Source organism: Phenylobacterium sp. GW821-FHT12F10, assembly GCF_058806695.1.
The window spans coordinates 37105-52611 of sequence record NZ_JBXAPY010000004.1 but is presented as its reverse complement, the minus strand read 5'-3'; the positions used below and the strand labels follow the sequence as shown (position 1 = coordinate 52611).

Sequence of the window (15507 nt, the reverse complement as noted above, 5' to 3'; positions counted from 1 at the left end):
AGCCGCCGGCGCCTAGGCTCCTCCCATGGCCCGAACGATCCCGACCGCCCCGCCCGCCCCCGACGCCCGCGTCAGCGCCGAGCAGCTCGCCTCCCTGAGCCACGAGTTCCGCACGCCCCTGAACGGCGTGCTGGGCATGGCCCGCCTGCTGGAGGGCACCGGCCTGACCGCCGAGCAGAAGGCCTATGTCGCCGCCCTGCGCGAGTCCGGCGAGCACCTGCTGAGCCTGGTCAACGACGTCCTGGACTTCGCCAAGCTGGGCGCCGACAAGATCGAGCTGCACCCCGCCACCATGGACGTGGAGGGCCTGCTCCGCTCGGTGAGCGAGCTGCTCTCGCCACGGGCCCAGGAAAAGGGGCTGGAGATCGCCTGGGCCGCGCCCCCGGGCATCGGCCAGGCCCTGGCCGACGAGGGCCGGCTGCGCCAGATCCTGCTCAACTTCGCCGGCAACGCCGTCAAGTTCACCGAGACCGGCGGCGTCCTGCTGACCGTGGCCGAGGGCGCGGGCGGCCGGCTGCGCTTCAGCGTCGCCGACACCGGGCCCGGCGTCACCCAGGCGGCCCGCGAGACGATCTTCGAGGCCTTCGCCCAGGCCGACCCCTCCTATGACGGGGTCCAGCTGGGCGGGGCGGGGCTGGGCCTGGCCATCGCCCGCAAGCTGGCGGCCTCCATGGACGGCGAGGTCGGCGTCGAGGACGCTCCCGGCGGCGGGGCCCTGTTCTGGTTCGAGGCGGCCTTCCCCCGACTCGGCGGAATCTCCGAGGCCACCCTGGCCGGCCATGTGGTGGGGGTCATGTCTCCCAATCCGGTGGTGGCGGAATCGGCCCGCCGGCAGATCGAGGCGGCCGGCGGCGTGCCGGTCAACGGGCAGGACCGGATGGCCGAGGTGCTGCTGGTGGACCACGCGCTGGCCCCCAGCTGCCCGCCGGACGCCCGGCCGGCCATCATCCTGCTGCCCCCCGACCAGCGGGCGCGGATCGAGAGCTATCGGGCCCAGGGCTTCGCCGGCTATCTGATCAAGCCTCTGCGGCGGGCCTCGGTGGCCGAGCGGGTGCTGGCGGTGCTGGGGGAAGGCCCCCATCGCGCCGAGGCCCCGGAGGACGAACGCATCGCGCCCGCCATGGCGCCCGGCGCCCGGGTGCTGCTGGTGGAGGACAACGCCATCAACGCCCTGCTGGCCCGCACCCTGCTGGCCCGCGAGGGCTGCAAGGTCGACCACGCCGGCGGCGGCGAGGAGGCCATGGCGGCCCTGAAGGTGGGCCGCTACGACCTGATCCTGATGGACATGCGCATGCCCGGCATGTCGGGCCTGGACGCCACCCGCGCCCTGCGGGCCTCAGGGGTCGACACCCCGGTGGTGGCGCTCACCGCCAACGCCTTCGAGGACGACCGCCACGCCTGCCTGGACGCCGGGATGAACGACTTCCTGGTCAAGCCGCTGGCCCCCGACGCCCTGCGCGGGGTCCTGGCCAGGCTGAGCCGCGGCGGCTGGACGGAGACCGCGGACCGCGCCAAGGTCGGCTAGAGTCGGGGCTTGCCCCGGACGCCTGCCCGGGGGAAGCCGCATGACCATCGAAGCCGCGCCGAAACGCAGCGTCTGGAGCGCCATCGCCGTCTATGGCGAGCGCCGGGCCCTGGTGATGCTGGCGCTGGGCTTCGCCTCGGGCCTGCCCAACCTGCTGATCTTCGACACCCTGTCGGCCTGGCTGCGCGATGCGGGCCTGTCGCTGGAGGTGATCGCCTTCTTCAGCCTGGCGACCCTGGCCTATTCCCTCAAGCTGCTCTGGGCGCCGCTGATCGACCGGGCCGCGGTGCCGGTCCTCACCAAATGGCTGGGCCACCGCCGCTCCTGGATGCTGGTCTGCCAGGCCCTGATCATGCTGGGCCTGTGGCTGATCTCCGGGGTCGATCCCAAGACCAGTCTCGGCCTGATGGCCGCCTTCGCGGTCTTCGTCGGCTTCACCTCCGCCACCCAGGACATCGTCATCGACGCCTGGCGCATCGAGGCGGCCACCACCGAGAAGCAGGGCGCCATGGCCGCGGCCTACCAGTGGGGCTACCGCATCGCCATGATCGTGGCCGGCGTCGTGCCGCTGGCCATGTCCGACGTGGTGGGCTGGAGCCTGTCCTACGCCCTGATGGCGGCCCTGATGGTCGTCGGCGTCCTGGGGGTGCTGGGCGCCCCCCGCGAAGCCAAGCACGAGATGCGCGAGATCGACTTCGCCGGCGTCCCCTCGGTCCCCGCCCGCGACGGGATCGAGTGGGCCCTGCGCCTGGCCATCGTGGTGGTGGGCGCCCTGGTGTTCGGCTCGGGCCTGGCCGGCAACGCCACGGTGCTGCAATCGGTGACCGCCAGCCTCGGCCGGCCGGAGCTGGGGGACGCCATCAAGGCGGCCTGGGAGGCCAAGCCCTTCGGGGTCTTCGCCCAGGTGGGGGGCATCCTCACCGGGGTGGCCCTGATCGTGGTGGCCGCCCTGCCCATCCCCGGCCTGCCGACCCGGCCCGGCCGCTACCTGTCCACGGCGCTGGGGGCGCCCTTCATCGACTTCTTCCGCCGCTATGGTCAGCTGGCCGGCCTGATCCTGGCCCTGATCTGCGTCTACCGGCTGAGCGACTTCGTGCTCAACATCATGAACCCGTTCTATATCGACCTGGGCTTCGACAAGCTGCAGATCGCCGAGGTCCGCAAGGTGCTGGGCGTGGTGATGTCGGTGATCGGGGTGGGGCTCGGAGGCTTCTCGGTGGCGCGGCTGGGCCTCATGCGCTCGATGGTGATCGGCGCCTTCGCCGGCCCCATCTCCAACCTGGTCTTCGCCTGGCTGGCCCTGCAGGGGCCGCAGCTCTGGGCGCTCAGCGTCGCCATCGGCGTCGACAACATCGCCTCGGGCTTCGCAGGCACCTGCCTGATCGCCTACATGTCCAGCCTGACCGGCGAGGGCTTCACCGCCACCCAGTACGCCATGTTCTCATCCTTCTACGCCCTGCTGGGCAAGCTGGTGGCCTCCCAGTCGGGCAAGGTCGTGGAGGGCGCCGCCAAGGCCGCCGACCAGGGCGGGGTCTTCGCGGGGCTGAAGTCGCTGTTCACCGGCCTGCCGCCCGCCACCTTCGCCAGCGCGGTGGAGAAATCCGGCGTCACCCCGGCGGCCCTCGGCTCGGGCTATGTGGTCTTCTTCGTCTATTCGGCCCTGCTGGGGGTGGTGGGGATCGTCCTGGTCTTCATGGTCGCCGCCCGCACGCCGAAGATCGTGGAGGCGCCGGAAGAGCCCGCAGCCGCCTAGGTCGTCGACAGGCAGATCACCTGGGCCACCCTCAGGTCGCGGCGCAGGCTGTCGGCGACGCGGCCATAGTTGTCGGTGGTGACGCTCTCGCCCACCGCGAAGCTGGCCGGGCGCTCATGGGCCTCCGACAGGGTCGACGCCAGGGTCTCCGGGGCGGTGGTGTAGATGCGGCCCCGGCGCGGGGCCTCGGCCACGGTCACCCCGATCACCCGGCCGGCGCGGTCCAGGGCCGGCGCGCCGGAGAGGCCCGCCAGGGTGCCCTTCAGACCGTCGGTGCGGCCGGTCTCGGCCCAGACCAGCACCGGCTCGGTGCGGGCGCCGCGGCCGCGCACCACCAGGTTCTCGCGCCCCAGCAGGCGGGAGGTGGCCTCGCCGGACTGACCCTGGGGGAAGCCCGGATGATAGGCGCGGTCGCCCCGGTGCAGCTTCTCGTCCAGGCCCAGCGGCAGGGGGGCCGAACCCCCCTCGGTGGTGAGGATGGCGGCCTCGCCGCGTTGGTCGATGCGGACCCGGGCGGCGACGCCCCGGCCCTCGGCCACCACGATGGCGGCCTGGGTGCAGCCGTCCACCACGTGGCGGGCGGTGACCCAGACCCCGCGGTCGGCCACGGAAAAGGCGGTGCCCAGCCCAGGCTCGGCCTTGGAGGGCACGTCCACCACCACCGACGGATCGAACGGCGAGGCGGGTCCCAGCGGCATGCCCTCCTCGCCCGGCACGGGCGGCGGCGGCGGCGGGGCGTCGGCCCGCTCCTGCCGGCCGATGGCGGCGATCAGCAGGGCCAGGACCACCGCCGAATAGACCAACCAGTCGGGCAGCTTGGGGAAGTGCACGGGCGCCTCAGCCGGCCACGGCCGCAGCCAGGATCAGGGCGGTGGCGAGCTTGGCGCCCACCAGCAGGGCGGCGGCCGAGAGCTCGCCCTCCTCGATGCGCTGGGGCAGGCCCCGCAGGATCATGTCGACGATGCGGAAGATCAGCAGCTGCACCACCACCGTCGACGCCCCCCAGATGCCGATCTCGATCAGCGAGGTGGACGCCGTCAGCGAGACCGCCAGCGGAATGGACAGGCCGATCATCACGCCCGCCAGGGACAGGGCGGCGGCGGAATTGCCCTCGCGGATCAGGGCGATCTCACGATGCGGGGTCAGCAGGACATAGAGGGCGCTGCCCAGGAACAGGATCAGGACCGTCAGGCCCGCGTGCAGCAGGGTGATGGGAAAGCCGGTGGCGAAGGCCTGGATCTCAGGGGACTGAAGCGCGGGCGGCATCGGGATCCTTGGGCGAAGGACGAAGGTGGCGCTTGGTTAGCACGGACCGGGGTAGGGCGCGAAAATCCTTCAGGCGGCGGGCGAGTCCGCGGCCTCGGGCGCGGCCTTGCGCCGGGCGCTGGCGCGGACCTTCTCGCTCTCGCTCTTCAGCTGGCCGCAGGCCGCCAGGATGTCGCGCCCGCGCGGGGTGCGGATCGGCGAGGCGTAGCCGGCGCGGTTGAGGATGGCGGCGAACTTCTCGATCGCGCCCCAGTCGGAGCAGACATAGTCGGTCCCCGGCCACGGATTGAACGGGATCAGGTTGATCTTGGCCGGCAGGCCCTTGAGCAGCTTCACCAGGGCCAGGGCCTCGGCGGGGCTGTCATTGACCCCCTTGAGCATGACGTATTCGAAGGTCACCCGGCGGGCGTTGGACAGGCCCGGATAGGCGCGGATGCCCTCGATCAGCTGGGCGATGGGGTACTTCTTGTTCAGCGGCACCAGGACGTCGCGCAGAGGGTCGTTGGTGGCGTGGAGGGAGATGGCCAGCATGGCCTGGGTGCGGTTCCCCAGGGCCTCGAGCTCCGGAACCACGCCGGAGGTGGAGACCGTGATCCGCCGCCGCGAGATGGCGATGCCCTCGCCGTCGGAGATGATGTCGATGGCGTCGGCGACGTTGTCGAGATTGTAGAGCGGCTCGCCCATGCCCATGAAGACGATGTTGGAGAGCCGGCGGTCCTCCTTGGGGCTGGGCCATTCCTCCAGGTCGTCGCGGGCCACCTGCACCTGGGCCACAATCTCGGCGGCGGTGAGGTTGCGCACCAGGGCCTGGGTGCCGGTGTGGCAGAAGGTGCAGTTCAGCGTGCAGCCCACCTGGGACGAGACGCAGAGCGCGCCCGCCCGGCCGACGTCGGGGATATAGACCGTCTCCACCTCGATGCCCGGGGCCATGCGGATCAGCCACTTGCGGGTGCCGTCCTTGGAGACCTGGCGCTCGACGATCTCCGGGCGCGACAGGCTGAAGGCTTCGGCGAGAACGGCGCGGGTCTCCTTGGCGATGTCGGTCATCGCCTCGAAGTCGGTGACCCCATAGTGGTGGATCCAGCGCCACATCTGGTTGGCGCGCATCTTGGCCTTGGGGGCCGGGACCACGTCGGCGGCGATCAGCGTCTCCACCAGCCCCTTGCGAGTCAGGCCGCAGAGGTTCGGCTTGGACGGCGGCGCCGGAACGGTGGCGCGCGAAAGATCGAGGGTGACGCCCAAGGGGAAAACTCGCTGGCTGGAAGGCCTGCAATATAGGGCCGACCGGCCTCCGCGCCAAATGGGCGGAAACGCGCGGGTGCGCGGAGCGCCGTGGAGACGCTCCGCGCGAGGGCGCCGGGCCCTAGTGGGTGGCGCCGCCGCCGTTGATCGGGATATTCCTGACCCGCGCGGCCGCGGCCGGGGTCTTCGCCAGGGTCACGGTCAGCACTCCGTTGCGGAAGCTGGCCTGGGCCGTGGCCTCATCGACGTCCGGCAGGGCGATGCGCCGCTCGAAACGGCCGTACCAACGCTCGCTGAAGGCGCGCGCCCGGTCCTCGGTCTCGGCGCGCTTCTCCCCGCGCAGGCACAGGGCGCCGTCCTCGACGGTGACCTCCACGTCGCGTTCGTCCAGGCCGGGCAGCTCGGCGGTGACGCGGTATTCCCCCTCGCGCTCCTCGACCTCCACCTGGGGCGAGGCCATGCGGCCCCAGGCCGGCGCCATGTCGAAGTCACGGAAGACGTCGTCGAACAGGCGGTTCATCTGGCGGTGCAAGGCCAGAAACGGGGACGCCGGCTCGCTGGCGGGCGCCAGGGCCCGTTCCCGATCGCCGCGGCCCCAGGGGACCAAGTCTCGCATACTCATTTCTAACCTCCTTCCTTTGGGCGGGGCCTCGCCCCGCGGGAGAAAATCTGGGTTCGCGCCCGGCCGGGATCAAGGGGACCGGCGCCCTCGGGCCCGCGGGACTCAAACAAATGTTCGGGCCGCCCTTCCGCACGCGCGGACCCTGCGCTAGCGTCCGCCGACTTTCGAAAAACGATGTCCGGGGAGACGAAGATGAAGGCCCTTCTGAGCAAGACGACCGGCGGTCCTGAGACCCTCAGCTACGAGGACGTTCCGGCCCCGGAGGTCCGTCCCGGCATGGCGGTGATCAGCACCAAGGCCGTGGGGATCAACTTCCCCGACGTGCTGATGATCGAGGACAAGTACCAGATGAAGCCCCCCCGCCCGTTCTCGCCGGGCGGCGAGCTGTCGGGGGTGGTCAAGGCCGTCGGCGAGGGCGTCACCAATGTGAAGGTCGGCGACCGCATCCTGGCCAACACCGGCTGGGGCGGCCTGGCCGAGGAGGTCCTGCTGCCGGCCAACCGCCTGTGGCACATCCCCGACTCCATGCCCCACGACATCGCGGCGGCCTTCATCCTCACCTACGGCACCAGCTATCACGCCCTGAAGGACCGCGGTCACCTGAAGGCCGGCGACACCATGCTGGTCCTGGGCGCCGCCGGCGGCGTCGGCCTCTCGGCCGTCGAACTGGGCAAGGCCATGGGGGCCCGGGTCGTGGCCGCCTGCTCCAGCCAGGAGAAGTGCGACCTGGCCATCGCCCATGGCGCCGACGCCGGCGTCGTCTATGGCCGCGGCCCCTTCGACCGCGACGGCCAGAAGGCGCTGGGCGCCCTCTTCAAGGAGGCCGGCGGCGAGCACGGCTTCGACGTCATCTATGACGCCGTCGGCGGCGACTACGCCGAGCCGGCCCTGCGCTCCATCGCCTGGGAGGGCCGCTATCTGGTGATCGGCTTCGCCGCCGGCGACATCCCGAAGATCCCGCTGAACCTGGCCCTGCTGAAGGGCTGCGACATCGTCGGCGTCTTCTGGGGCACCTGGACCACCAAGAACCCGGCGCTGTTCGCCCAGTCCATCGACGAGCTGCTGAAGCTCTATGCCGAGGGCAAGGTGAAGCCCCACGTCTCCGAGCGCTTCCCGCTCTCCAAGGGCGCCGACGCCATCGCCCACCTGGGCAGCCGCAAGGCCATGGGCAAGGTCGTGGTGACGGTCGACTAAATTGGTGTCATCCCGGAAAGCGCGCAGCGCTTGTCCGGGACCCATACTCACCGATCTCTCCGGCACGTCCCGCGCGTCTGGGTCCCGGTCTTCCGCTTCGCGGAAACCGGGATGACACTTGTTGGGGAGAGCGTCCGGTTCTAGTGATCGCCGATCAGTTACAAGAAACGGGGAAGCGAAATGGCGGGACGTCTTCAGGGTAAGGTCGCGGTGATCACCGGGGCCGCGTCGGGCATCGGCCTGGGCACGGTGGAGCTGTTCGTGGCCGAGGGCGCCTGCGTCGTCGCCGCCGACATCCAGGACGAAAAGGGCGCCATGCTGGAGAAGCGGTTCCCCGGCAAGGTGGTCTACGCCCACTGCGACGTCACCAACGAGGCCGAGATCGAGGCGGCCATGAAGCTGGCCAAGAGCGCCTTCGGCGGACTCGACATCCTGTTCAACAACGCCGGCATCTCCGACCGGATGACCTCCATCGCCGAGATCACCGCCGACGGCTGGAGCTGGATCTTCGACGTCCTGGTGCGCGGGCCCGCGCTCGGCATGAAGCACGCCCTGCCCCTGATGCTGGAGCGCGGCGGCGGCTCGATCATCAACACCGCCTCCATCGCCGGCCTGCAGGCCGGCTGGGGCCCCATCGCCTATTCCAGCGCCAAGGCCAGCGTCATCCATATGAGCCGTGCGGCCGCCGCCCAGCTCTCGCCGCAGAAGATCCGGGTCAACGCCATCTGCCCGGGCCTGATCGCCACCTCGATCTTCGGCGCCTCGCTCGGCCTGCCCCGCGAGGTGGCCGACCAGATGGCCGCCCGCGTCGCCGAGAACGCCGCCAAGGCCCAGCCGGTGCCCAAGGCCGGCATGCCCGACGACATCGCCAGGGCCGCCCTCTATCTGGCCTCCGATGACGCGGCCTTCGTGTCGGGCGCCCACATCGTGGTGGACGGCGGCATCACCGTCGGCGGCCGCCATTCCTGGGACCCCGAGGCCGGCTCGCCCTTCGCCGCCCTGTTCGGCGAGATGATGCCCGCCCCGGGCGCGACCTCCTGACCATGGCGGGCAAGGCCGCCCTTCCGCAGCTGGCGACGGGCCTCGATCCCGCCCGGCTGCACGCGGCCTTCGCCCGCTTCGGGCGCCTGCACCTGCCCGGTGTCTTCCGGCCCAAGGACGCCCTGGCCATCCATGCGGCCCTGACAGCCGCCCCCTACCACCGGTCGCTGACAGCGGCGGGCAAGAGCTACGACATCGCGCTGGAGACCCTGGCCGCCATGACGCCCGAGCGCCGGGCGGAGCTGGAGGCGGCGATCCTGGAGGGCGGGCGGACCGGCTTCCAGTACCAGTTCGACGCCTGGCGGCTGTCGGACCTGATGGAGGCGGGCCAGAGGACCGGCGGGGCCCTGGCGCCCCTGGAGGGCCTTTACGACCTGATCAACAGCGAGCCCTTCCTGGCCTTCATCCGCACCCTGACCGGCGACCCGCGCTGCGCCTATGCCGACGCCCAGGCCACCCGCTACCGGCCTGGCGACTTCCTCACCGCCCACGACGACGACGTGGCCGGCAAGAAGCGGCTCTACGCCTTCGTGCTGAACTTCACGCCCGCCTGGCGGCCCGACTGGGGCGGCCTGCTGGCCTTCCACGACGCCGACGGCCACGTCAGCGAGGCCTACACCCCCACCTTCAACGCCCTGAACATCTTCCGCGTGCCCCAGCAGCACGCGGTCACCCAGGTGGCCAGCTTCGCGGGCGCCGAGCGGCTCTCCGTCACCGGGTGGATCCGTGAGCGCTGAGGCGGCGCCGAAGCCCGGCCTGTCCCCCAACCTGCACGGCGCCCTGTGGATGGTGGCCTCGGCCCTGGGCTTCACCGCCATGACCACCCTGATCAAGTATCTGGGGGACGACTACGCGGCCTCGCTGCAGACCTTCTACCGGCAGTTCTTCGGCTTCCTGATCATGCTGCCGGTGATCCTCAAGCATCGGGGCGCGGCCTTCGCCACCACCCGGCCCGGCATCCTGATCTTCCGCTCGGCGGCGGGCACGGTGGGGATGATCCTCTCCTTCTACGCCTTCCAGAAGATGCCCCTGGCCGACGCCAACGCGCTCTCCTTCACCCGCACCCTCTGGCTGGTCCCGCTGGCCTTCTTCGTGGTGCGCGAGCCGGTGGGGCCCCTGCGCATCGGCGCCGCCGTGGTGGGGTTCCTGGGCGTGCTGATCATGCTGCGGCCGGGCGTCGGCGGGTCCTTCGCCATCGGCCTGCCGGCCCTGGCCATGCTGGCCTCGTCCTTCCTGTTCGCGCTCACCATCACCGGCATGAAGGTGATGACCCGCGACCACGCCCCCATGGTGCTGCTGGTCTGGTCGGCGAGCCTGGGCCTGGTGCTGGCCCTGCCCGGCGCCTTCCTGGCCTGGCGCTGGCCCGAACCCTTCGACCTGCTGCTGCTGGCCCTGATGGGGGTGCTGGGGACCATCACCCAGGGCTGCTACATCAAGGGCATGTCCATCGGCGACGCCGGCGCCATGGCCCCCATCGACTATATCCGCCTGGTCTTCACCGTGATGGTGGGCTTCGCCCTCTTCCACGAGGTCCCGGGACTGTGGACCGTGGTGGGCGCCGGGGTGGTGGTGGTCTCCACCCTGTTCATCACCTGGCGCGAGCACGTGGCCAACCAGGCCAGGGCGGCGGCGGCGCTGCTGGAGCCGCTCTAGGCCTTCGGTTCCCCCTCGACGTGGAACAGGCGGGTGTCGCCGAAGAACACCTCCACCGCCTGGCACTCGGGATGCAGCGCCAGCAGCTCGCGCGCCCGCCTCAGGGCCTCGACATCGTTGCGGCAAAGGGCCGGTTCGAAACGCGGCGGCTCCCGCCCGTCGCGGAGATAGATTGTGTAGGTCTTGAGCATGAAATCCCCCGGGCGCGCATTGCGGCTTGGGGGTCGGCCGCGCGCCTTGACGGAGGTCAAATTTCTCGTGGCGGGCGAACGACGCGCCGCCTAGCCGCCCATCCGGTCCAGGAACCCCTTGGCCGCCTCGCGGTGCTTGGGCTTCAGGTTCTTGCCCACCACGGCCATCAGGGCGGCGAACACGGCGGCGTCGTCGGTGAAGCCGATCACCCCCAGGATGTCGGGGATGGCGTCGGTGGGCAGGACGAAATAGGCCAGGGCCGCCATCATCAGCCCCTTGGCCGCCCGCGGCGTTTCGGGATCGCGGGCGCAGTACCAGACCGACAGCGCGTCGCCGGCGAAGGGGATCTTGGCGGCCACCTTGCGGAACTTTGGCCAGAAGCCCTGGGCCACGCGCTGTTCGTTCACCCGCTGCACCGCCGGAACCAGGGCGTGGTCGGGATTCAGGGCGCTCTTGGGATCGAAACCGTCGCCATTGACGTGGCGTGACGCTTTTGACTTGCCGCTCATCGGGCTAAAGCCTCGGGGGAAACAAGACCTAGTCTAATCGAAACCGGGAGCGACGCGTCCATGAAACTCAATTCCTCTATCGCCGCGGTTGTCACCGGCGGCGCCTCGGGCCTCGGCGAAGCCACGGCCCGCCAACTGGCGAGCCACGGCGTCAAGGTGGCCATCTTCGACATGAACGAAGCCAAGGGCGAAGCGGTCGCAAAAGAAATCGGCGGCGTCTTCTGCAAGGTCAACGTGACCTCTGAGGAAGAGGTCGACGCCGGCTTCGAAAAGGCCCGCGCCGCCCACGGCCAGGAGCGCATCCTGGTCAACTGCGCCGGCACCGGCAACGCCATCAAGACCGCCGGCCGCGACAAGGCCACCGGCGAGACCAAGCACTTCCCCCTCGACGCCTTCAACCTGATCATCCAGATCAACCTGGTTGGCACCTTCCGCTGCATCGCCAAGTCGGCCAAGGGCATGCTGGACCTGGAGCCCCTGGAGGACGGCGAGCGCGGCGCCATCGTCAACACCGCCTCCGTGGCGGCCGAGGACGGCCAGATGGGCCAGGCGGCCTATTCGGCCTCCAAGGGCGGCGTGGTCGGCATGACCCTGCCCATCGCCCGCGACCTGGCCGGCGACGGCATCCGGGTCAACACCATCCTGCCCGGCATCTTCAACACCCCGCTCATGCAGTTCGCGCCTGAGCCGGTGAAGCAGGGGCTGGCCGCCTCCGTGCCCTTCCCCAAGCGCCTGGGGAACGCCGAGGAATACGCCCAGCTGGCGCTCACCATGATCACCAACGGCTACTTCAACGGCGAGGACGTGCGCCTCGACGGCGCCATCCGCATGGCTCCGCGCTGATCGACCCCACCTGAGTCCGGAGGGAACCTAAGGCCCAGCTTTACGTTCCCTCCGATTAGGGGTTCGGTGTGACCGGAACCCTGAGTGGGGGGCTTGTCGCGTCATGATCGGACGGTGGGCGCAGCGTTTCGCGGTCGCGATCGAACGCCCCGTGTTCGGCTATGCCGCAGCCCTGGCGGCGGTGGCCGTCGCGGCCCTGGCGCGGGGGGCGGCGGGCCTGTTCATGGTCCACCCGCCCAACTATTCGACCTTCTTTCCCGCCGTGCTGTTCGCCACCCTGGTGGCGGGCTTGCGGGGCGGCCTGCTGGCCACCGCGCTCAGCGCCGGCCTGGTCTGGGCCCTGTGGCTGCCGCAGGCCGCCCTCGGGGAGACCTGGGGCGAGCAGCACGTCGAGCTCCTGCTCTTCGTCTTCGCCGCCGCCCTCACCGCCGTCATCGCCAAGGCCCTGCGCCTGGCCATCCAGCGCGGCGCCGCGGTGGAGGCGCGCTTCCGCATCTTCCAGGAACAGGCCCTGGACGGGTTCGTGATCCTGGCGCCGGTGCGCCGGGACGGCGAGGTGGTGGACTTCCTCTGGACCTACGCCAATCCCGCCGCCGAGCGGATGGCCCCGGCGGGGGCGGGCGGGCTGACGGGCCGCCGGGTGCTGGAGGTGTTTCCGGACGCCACCGGGACGGCCATGGTCGAGCGCCTGGGCGCGGCGCTCGCCGCCGACCGGCCCGACGACATCGAGGTTCGCCGGGTGATCGGCGGCGCCGAGCGCTGGATGCGCTCCAGCGCCATGCGCCTGGGCGACAGCCTGGCGGTCAGCTTCCACGACGTCACCGACCAGCGCCTCGCCGACCAGGCGGCGCGCAAGGCCGAGGCGGAGGCGCGCCGCAGCCGCGACGAGTTCGAGCACATCGCCAACGCCGCGCCCGTGCTGATCTGGATGAGCGGGGTCGAGCAGGGCGCGATCTGGTTCAACGCCTCCTGGCTGGCCTTCACCGGCCGCACCCTCGCCGAGGAGCTGGACCGCGGCTGGCTGGAGGGTGTCCATCCCGAGGACCGCGACCGGGTGCTGGAGATCTACCAGGAGAACTTCACCCGCCGCTCGCCGGCGCGGCTGGAATACCGGGTCCGGCGCCACGACGGCGTCTATCGCTGGCTCGACGAGGCCGCCGCCCCCCGCTTCGACCGCGAGGGCGCCTTCCTGGGCTATATCGGCTCCTGCTCCGACATCACCGACCGCAAGGCCGCCGAGAGCGCCCTGCGCGGCGGCGAGGCCCGGGTCCGGGCCCTGGTGGACTCCCTGCCCCAGCTGCTGTGGTCCAGCCGACCCGACGGCGCCTTCGACTATCTCAGCCCCCAGTGGGTGGACTTCACCGGCGCCCCGGCCGCCGATCACATGGGGGACGGCTGGCTGCAGGCCATCCATCCCGAGGACCGCGACGACCTGGCGGCCGCCTGGGCCCAGGCGGTGCGTGGCGGCCTGCCCTTCGACGTCGAGCACCGCATCCGCCGGCACGACGGGGTCTGGCGCTGGTTCAACGGCCGCGCCTCGGCGATCCGCGAGGAGGACGGCTCCATCCGCCGCTGGTTCGGCTCGGCCTCCGACATCACCGAGATCGTCGAGGCCCGCCGCGACCTGGAGGAGCGGGTCGCCGAGCGCACCCGCGAGCTGGAGGCCAGCCTGGAGGAACGCGCCCGGGCCGAGGCGGCGCTGGCCCAGGCCCACCGCCTGGAGACCGTCGGCCGGCTCACCGGCGGGGTGGCCCACGACTTCAACAACCTGCTGACCGTGGTGATCGGCGGGCTGGACATGATCCTGAAGAACCCGGCCGACACCGCCCGGGTCAAGCGCCTGTCGGAGGCCGCCCTGGCGGCCGGGCGCCGCGGCGAGCGTCTCACCCGCCAGCTGCTGGCCTTCTCCCGCCGCCAGGAGCTGAAGCTGGAGGTGGTGGACGTCGGCGCCCTGATCGAGCAGGTGGAGCCCCTGGTCCGCCGCGCCGTCGGCGAGGCCATCGACCTGACCGTGCGCTGCGAGCCGGGGGTGGGCGCCACCCGCCTGGACCCCGCCCAGTTCGAGGCCGCCCTGCTGAACCTGGTGGTCAACGCGGCCGACGCCGTGGACGGGGCCGGGGGCATCGAGATCCTCACCCGCCGGGTGACCCTGGCCGACGGCGAGGTTCCCGGCGCCCAGGCCGGGGACCATGTGGCGGTCAGCGTCGCCGACACCGGCGGCGGCATGAGCCCCGAGGTCCTCACCCGGGCCTTCGAGCCCTTCTTCACCACCAAGGAGGTGGGCAAGGGCACGGGTCTGGGCCTGGCCCAGGTCTACGGCTTCATCACCCAGTGCGGCGGCGCGGCCACCCTCGACAGCCGCCTGGGGGCCGGAACCACCGTCACCCTCTATGTCCCGGCGGTGGACGCCATCCCCACCGTCGAGGCGCCCCCCGAGCCCGGCGACGACAGCTGGGCGCGGGGCCGGGTGATCCTGCTGGTGGAGGACGACGCCGCCGTCCGGGCGGTGACCGAGGGCCTGCTGATCGAGTTGGGCTGCCAGGTGACCGCCGAGCCCGACGGCCCCTCGGCCCTGGCCCGCCTGCGGTCGGGGGAGGCCTTCGATCTGCTGATCTCCGACATCATCATGCCCGGCGGCATGAGCGGGGTGGACCTGGCCAAGCTCGCCCGGGCCCGCGACCCCGACCTGCCCATCGTGCTCACCACCGGCTATGCCGGCGACGAGTTCGACGGCGCCTCGGAGATCGCCTGGCCCGTGGTGCGCAAGCCCTTCCGCGCCGAACAGCTCAGCGCCGCGGTGCGCGAGGCCCTGGCGCGGGTGAGCCGCGGCGATTGACTCCGGTCAAGGCCGGCGGGTCCCGGTGGGCGCAATCTGCCGCCTCTCAGGAGGACGATTCATGGATAGGCTCAAAGGCAAGGTCGCCGCGATCACCGGGGCCGCGCTCGGCCTGGGGCGCGCCACCGCCATCCGCATGGCCGAGGAGGGCGCCGCCGTGGCGGTGCTCGACATGCTGGAGACCGAGGGGACGGCGCTCGCCGCCGAGCTCGCCGCCCGCGGCTTCCCCGCCCGCTTCTGGCGCTGCGACGTCGCCAAGGAGGCCGAGGTCCGCCGGGTGATCGACGAGGTCGCCGCCCACTTCGGACGCCTGGACATCCTGGTGAACAACGCCGGGGTCTCGGGCGCCAACAAGCCCACCCACGAGATCACCGAGGCCGAGTGGGACTTCGTCCAGGCCATCAACGTCAAGGGCGTCTTCTTCTGCACCAAGCACGCCATCCCCCACCTGAAGGCGGCGGGCGGCGGGTCGATCATCAACCTGTCCTCGATCTACGGACTGGTGGGCGGGCCCGACGTGCCGCCCTACCACGCCTCCAAGGGCGCCGTGCGGCTGATGAGCAAGACCGACGCCCTGATCTACGCCCCCGACAGGATCCGGGTGAACTCCATCCATCCCGGCTTCATCTGGACCCCGATGGTGGAGCACCACCTCAGCGCCGCCGGCGACCTGGAGGAGGGCCGCAAGGCCACCGCCGCCCTGCACCCCCTGGGCCACATCGGCGAGCCCGACGACATCGCCTGGGGCGCGGTCTATCTGGCCTCCGACGAGGCCAAGTTCGTCACCGGCTCGGAGCTGGTGATCGACGGCGGCTACACCGCCCGCTGAAC

At 71.3% G+C, this 15507-nt stretch carries 15 protein-coding genes; 9 read left to right on the top strand and 6 right to left on the bottom strand.

Annotated elements, in window-relative coordinates:
- Positions 1-25: 25 nt before the first annotated feature.
- Positions 26-1525 carry a response regulator gene (locus tag AC1RN5_RS19480; RefSeq protein ID WP_493043086.1) on the top strand — a complete coding sequence of 500 codons (1500 nt, stop codon included), beginning with the start codon at positions 26-28 and terminating at the stop codon, positions 1523-1525.
- A 40-nt stretch (positions 1526-1565) separates the two neighbouring features.
- Entirely contained in the window at positions 1566-3278 is a 1713-nt protein-coding gene (locus AC1RN5_RS19475) for an AmpG family muropeptide MFS transporter (RefSeq protein ID WP_493043083.1), read from the top strand.
- On the opposite strand, the gene AC1RN5_RS19470 is transcribed toward AC1RN5_RS19475, so the two are convergent.
- From AC1RN5_RS19470 to AC1RN5_RS19455, 4 genes are all read right to left on the bottom strand, one after another.
- Positions 3275-4108 (bottom strand): S1 family peptidase, encoded by an 834-nt coding sequence (locus AC1RN5_RS19470; protein WP_421933542.1) that lies wholly within the window; start codon positions 4106-4108, stop codon positions 3275-3277. The genes AC1RN5_RS19475 and AC1RN5_RS19470 overlap by 4 nt on opposite strands.
- Before the next feature lie 7 nt (positions 4109-4115).
- Positions 4116-4544, bottom strand: a complete 429-nt coding sequence (locus AC1RN5_RS19465; protein WP_493043081.1) for a DUF350 domain-containing protein — start codon at positions 4542-4544, stop codon at positions 4116-4118.
- Between the two features lie 69 nt (positions 4545-4613).
- Entirely contained in the window at positions 4614-5786 is a 1173-nt protein-coding gene (rlmN, locus tag AC1RN5_RS19460; RefSeq protein WP_493043080.1) for a dual-specificity RNA methyltransferase RlmN, read from the bottom strand.
- Between the two features lie 121 nt (positions 5787-5907).
- Positions 5908-6408 carry an Hsp20/alpha crystallin family protein gene (locus AC1RN5_RS19455; RefSeq protein ID WP_493043078.1) on the bottom strand — a complete coding sequence of 167 codons (501 nt, stop codon included), beginning with the start codon at positions 6406-6408 and terminating at the stop codon, positions 5908-5910.
- Positions 6409-6600: 192 nt separating this feature from the next.
- On the opposite strand from AC1RN5_RS19455, the gene AC1RN5_RS19450 reads away from it, so the two are divergent.
- The 4 genes from AC1RN5_RS19450 to AC1RN5_RS19435 all read left to right on the top strand — a co-directional run bounded on the left by AC1RN5_RS19450 (position 6601) and on the right by AC1RN5_RS19435 (position 10296).
- On the top strand, positions 6601-7602 hold the full coding sequence (locus tag AC1RN5_RS19450; protein ID WP_493043076.1) for an NADPH:quinone oxidoreductase family protein: 1002 nt from the start codon (positions 6601-6603) through the stop codon (positions 7600-7602).
- 180 nt (positions 7603-7782) lie between these two features.
- Positions 7783-8643, top strand: a complete 861-nt coding sequence (locus AC1RN5_RS19445; protein WP_493043075.1) for an SDR family NAD(P)-dependent oxidoreductase — start codon at positions 7783-7785, stop codon at positions 8641-8643.
- Positions 8644-8645: 2 nt separating this feature from the next.
- Positions 8646-9380 (top strand): 2OG-Fe(II) oxygenase, encoded by a 735-nt coding sequence (locus tag AC1RN5_RS19440; protein ID WP_493043073.1) that lies wholly within the window; start codon positions 8646-8648, stop codon positions 9378-9380.
- Positions 9381-9429: 49 nt separating this feature from the next.
- Positions 9430-10296 (top strand): DMT family transporter, encoded by an 867-nt coding sequence (locus tag AC1RN5_RS19435; protein WP_493043638.1) that lies wholly within the window; start codon positions 9430-9432, stop codon positions 10294-10296.
- On the opposite strand, the gene AC1RN5_RS19430 is transcribed toward AC1RN5_RS19435, so the two are convergent.
- Together AC1RN5_RS19430 and AC1RN5_RS19425 are read right to left on the bottom strand one after the other, a co-directional pair.
- Entirely contained in the window at positions 10293-10487 is a 195-nt protein-coding gene (locus AC1RN5_RS19430) for a hypothetical protein (protein ID WP_493043071.1), read from the bottom strand. The genes AC1RN5_RS19435 and AC1RN5_RS19430 overlap by 4 nt on opposite strands.
- A gap of 90 nt (positions 10488-10577) precedes the next feature.
- A complete protein-coding gene (locus tag AC1RN5_RS19425) occupies positions 10578-10997 on the bottom strand; it encodes a YkvA family protein (RefSeq protein WP_421933550.1) in 420 nt (139 codons plus the stop codon).
- A gap of 60 nt (positions 10998-11057) precedes the next feature.
- Between AC1RN5_RS19425 and AC1RN5_RS19420 the strand changes: the two genes are divergently transcribed.
- The 3 genes from AC1RN5_RS19420 (at position 11058) to AC1RN5_RS19410 (ending at position 15505) form a co-directional block, all read left to right on the top strand.
- The gene (locus tag AC1RN5_RS19420) at positions 11058-11840 is read left to right on the top strand and encodes an SDR family NAD(P)-dependent oxidoreductase (protein ID WP_493043067.1); all 783 of its coding nucleotides are present in this window, start codon (positions 11058-11060) and stop codon (positions 11838-11840) included.
- Positions 11841-11991: 151 nt separating this feature from the next.
- A complete protein-coding gene (locus tag AC1RN5_RS19415; RefSeq protein WP_493043065.1) occupies positions 11992-14676 on the top strand; it encodes a hybrid sensor histidine kinase/response regulator in 2685 nt (894 codons plus the stop codon).
- 61 nt (positions 14677-14737) lie between these two features.
- Positions 14738-15505 carry an SDR family NAD(P)-dependent oxidoreductase gene (locus tag AC1RN5_RS19410; protein WP_493043064.1) on the top strand — a complete coding sequence of 256 codons (768 nt, stop codon included), beginning with the start codon at positions 14738-14740 and terminating at the stop codon, positions 15503-15505.
- Positions 15506-15507 lie beyond the last annotated feature (2 nt).

Coding starts and splice junctions, on each gene's coding strand:
- AC1RN5_RS19480 (WP_493043086.1), top strand. CDS start 26: ATGGCCCGAACGATCCCGACCGCCCCGCCCGCCCCCGACGCCCGCGTC.
- AC1RN5_RS19475 (WP_493043083.1), top strand. CDS start 1,566: ATGACCATCGAAGCCGCGCCGAAACGCAGCGTCTGGAGCGCCATCGCC.
- AC1RN5_RS19465 (WP_493043081.1), bottom strand. CDS start 4,544: ATGCCGCCCGCGCTTCAGTCCCCTGAGATCCAGGCCTTCGCCACCGGC.
- AC1RN5_RS19455 (WP_493043078.1), bottom strand. CDS start 6,408: ATGAGTATGCGAGACTTGGTCCCCTGGGGCCGCGGCGATCGGGAACGG.
- AC1RN5_RS19450 (WP_493043076.1), top strand. CDS start 6,601: ATGAAGGCCCTTCTGAGCAAGACGACCGGCGGTCCTGAGACCCTCAGC.
- AC1RN5_RS19445 (WP_493043075.1), top strand. CDS start 7,783: ATGGCGGGACGTCTTCAGGGTAAGGTCGCGGTGATCACCGGGGCCGCG.
- AC1RN5_RS19440 (WP_493043073.1), top strand. CDS start 8,646: ATGGCGGGCAAGGCCGCCCTTCCGCAGCTGGCGACGGGCCTCGATCCC.
- AC1RN5_RS19435 (WP_493043638.1), top strand. CDS start 9,430: ATGGTGGCCTCGGCCCTGGGCTTCACCGCCATGACCACCCTGATCAAG.
- AC1RN5_RS19430 (WP_493043071.1), bottom strand. CDS start 10,487: ATGCTCAAGACCTACACAATCTATCTCCGCGACGGGCGGGAGCCGCCG.
- AC1RN5_RS19425 (WP_421933550.1), bottom strand. CDS start 10,997: ATGAGCGGCAAGTCAAAAGCGTCACGCCACGTCAATGGCGACGGTTTC.
- AC1RN5_RS19420 (WP_493043067.1), top strand. CDS start 11,058: ATGAAACTCAATTCCTCTATCGCCGCGGTTGTCACCGGCGGCGCCTCG.
- AC1RN5_RS19410 (WP_493043064.1), top strand. CDS start 14,738: ATGGATAGGCTCAAAGGCAAGGTCGCCGCGATCACCGGGGCCGCGCTC.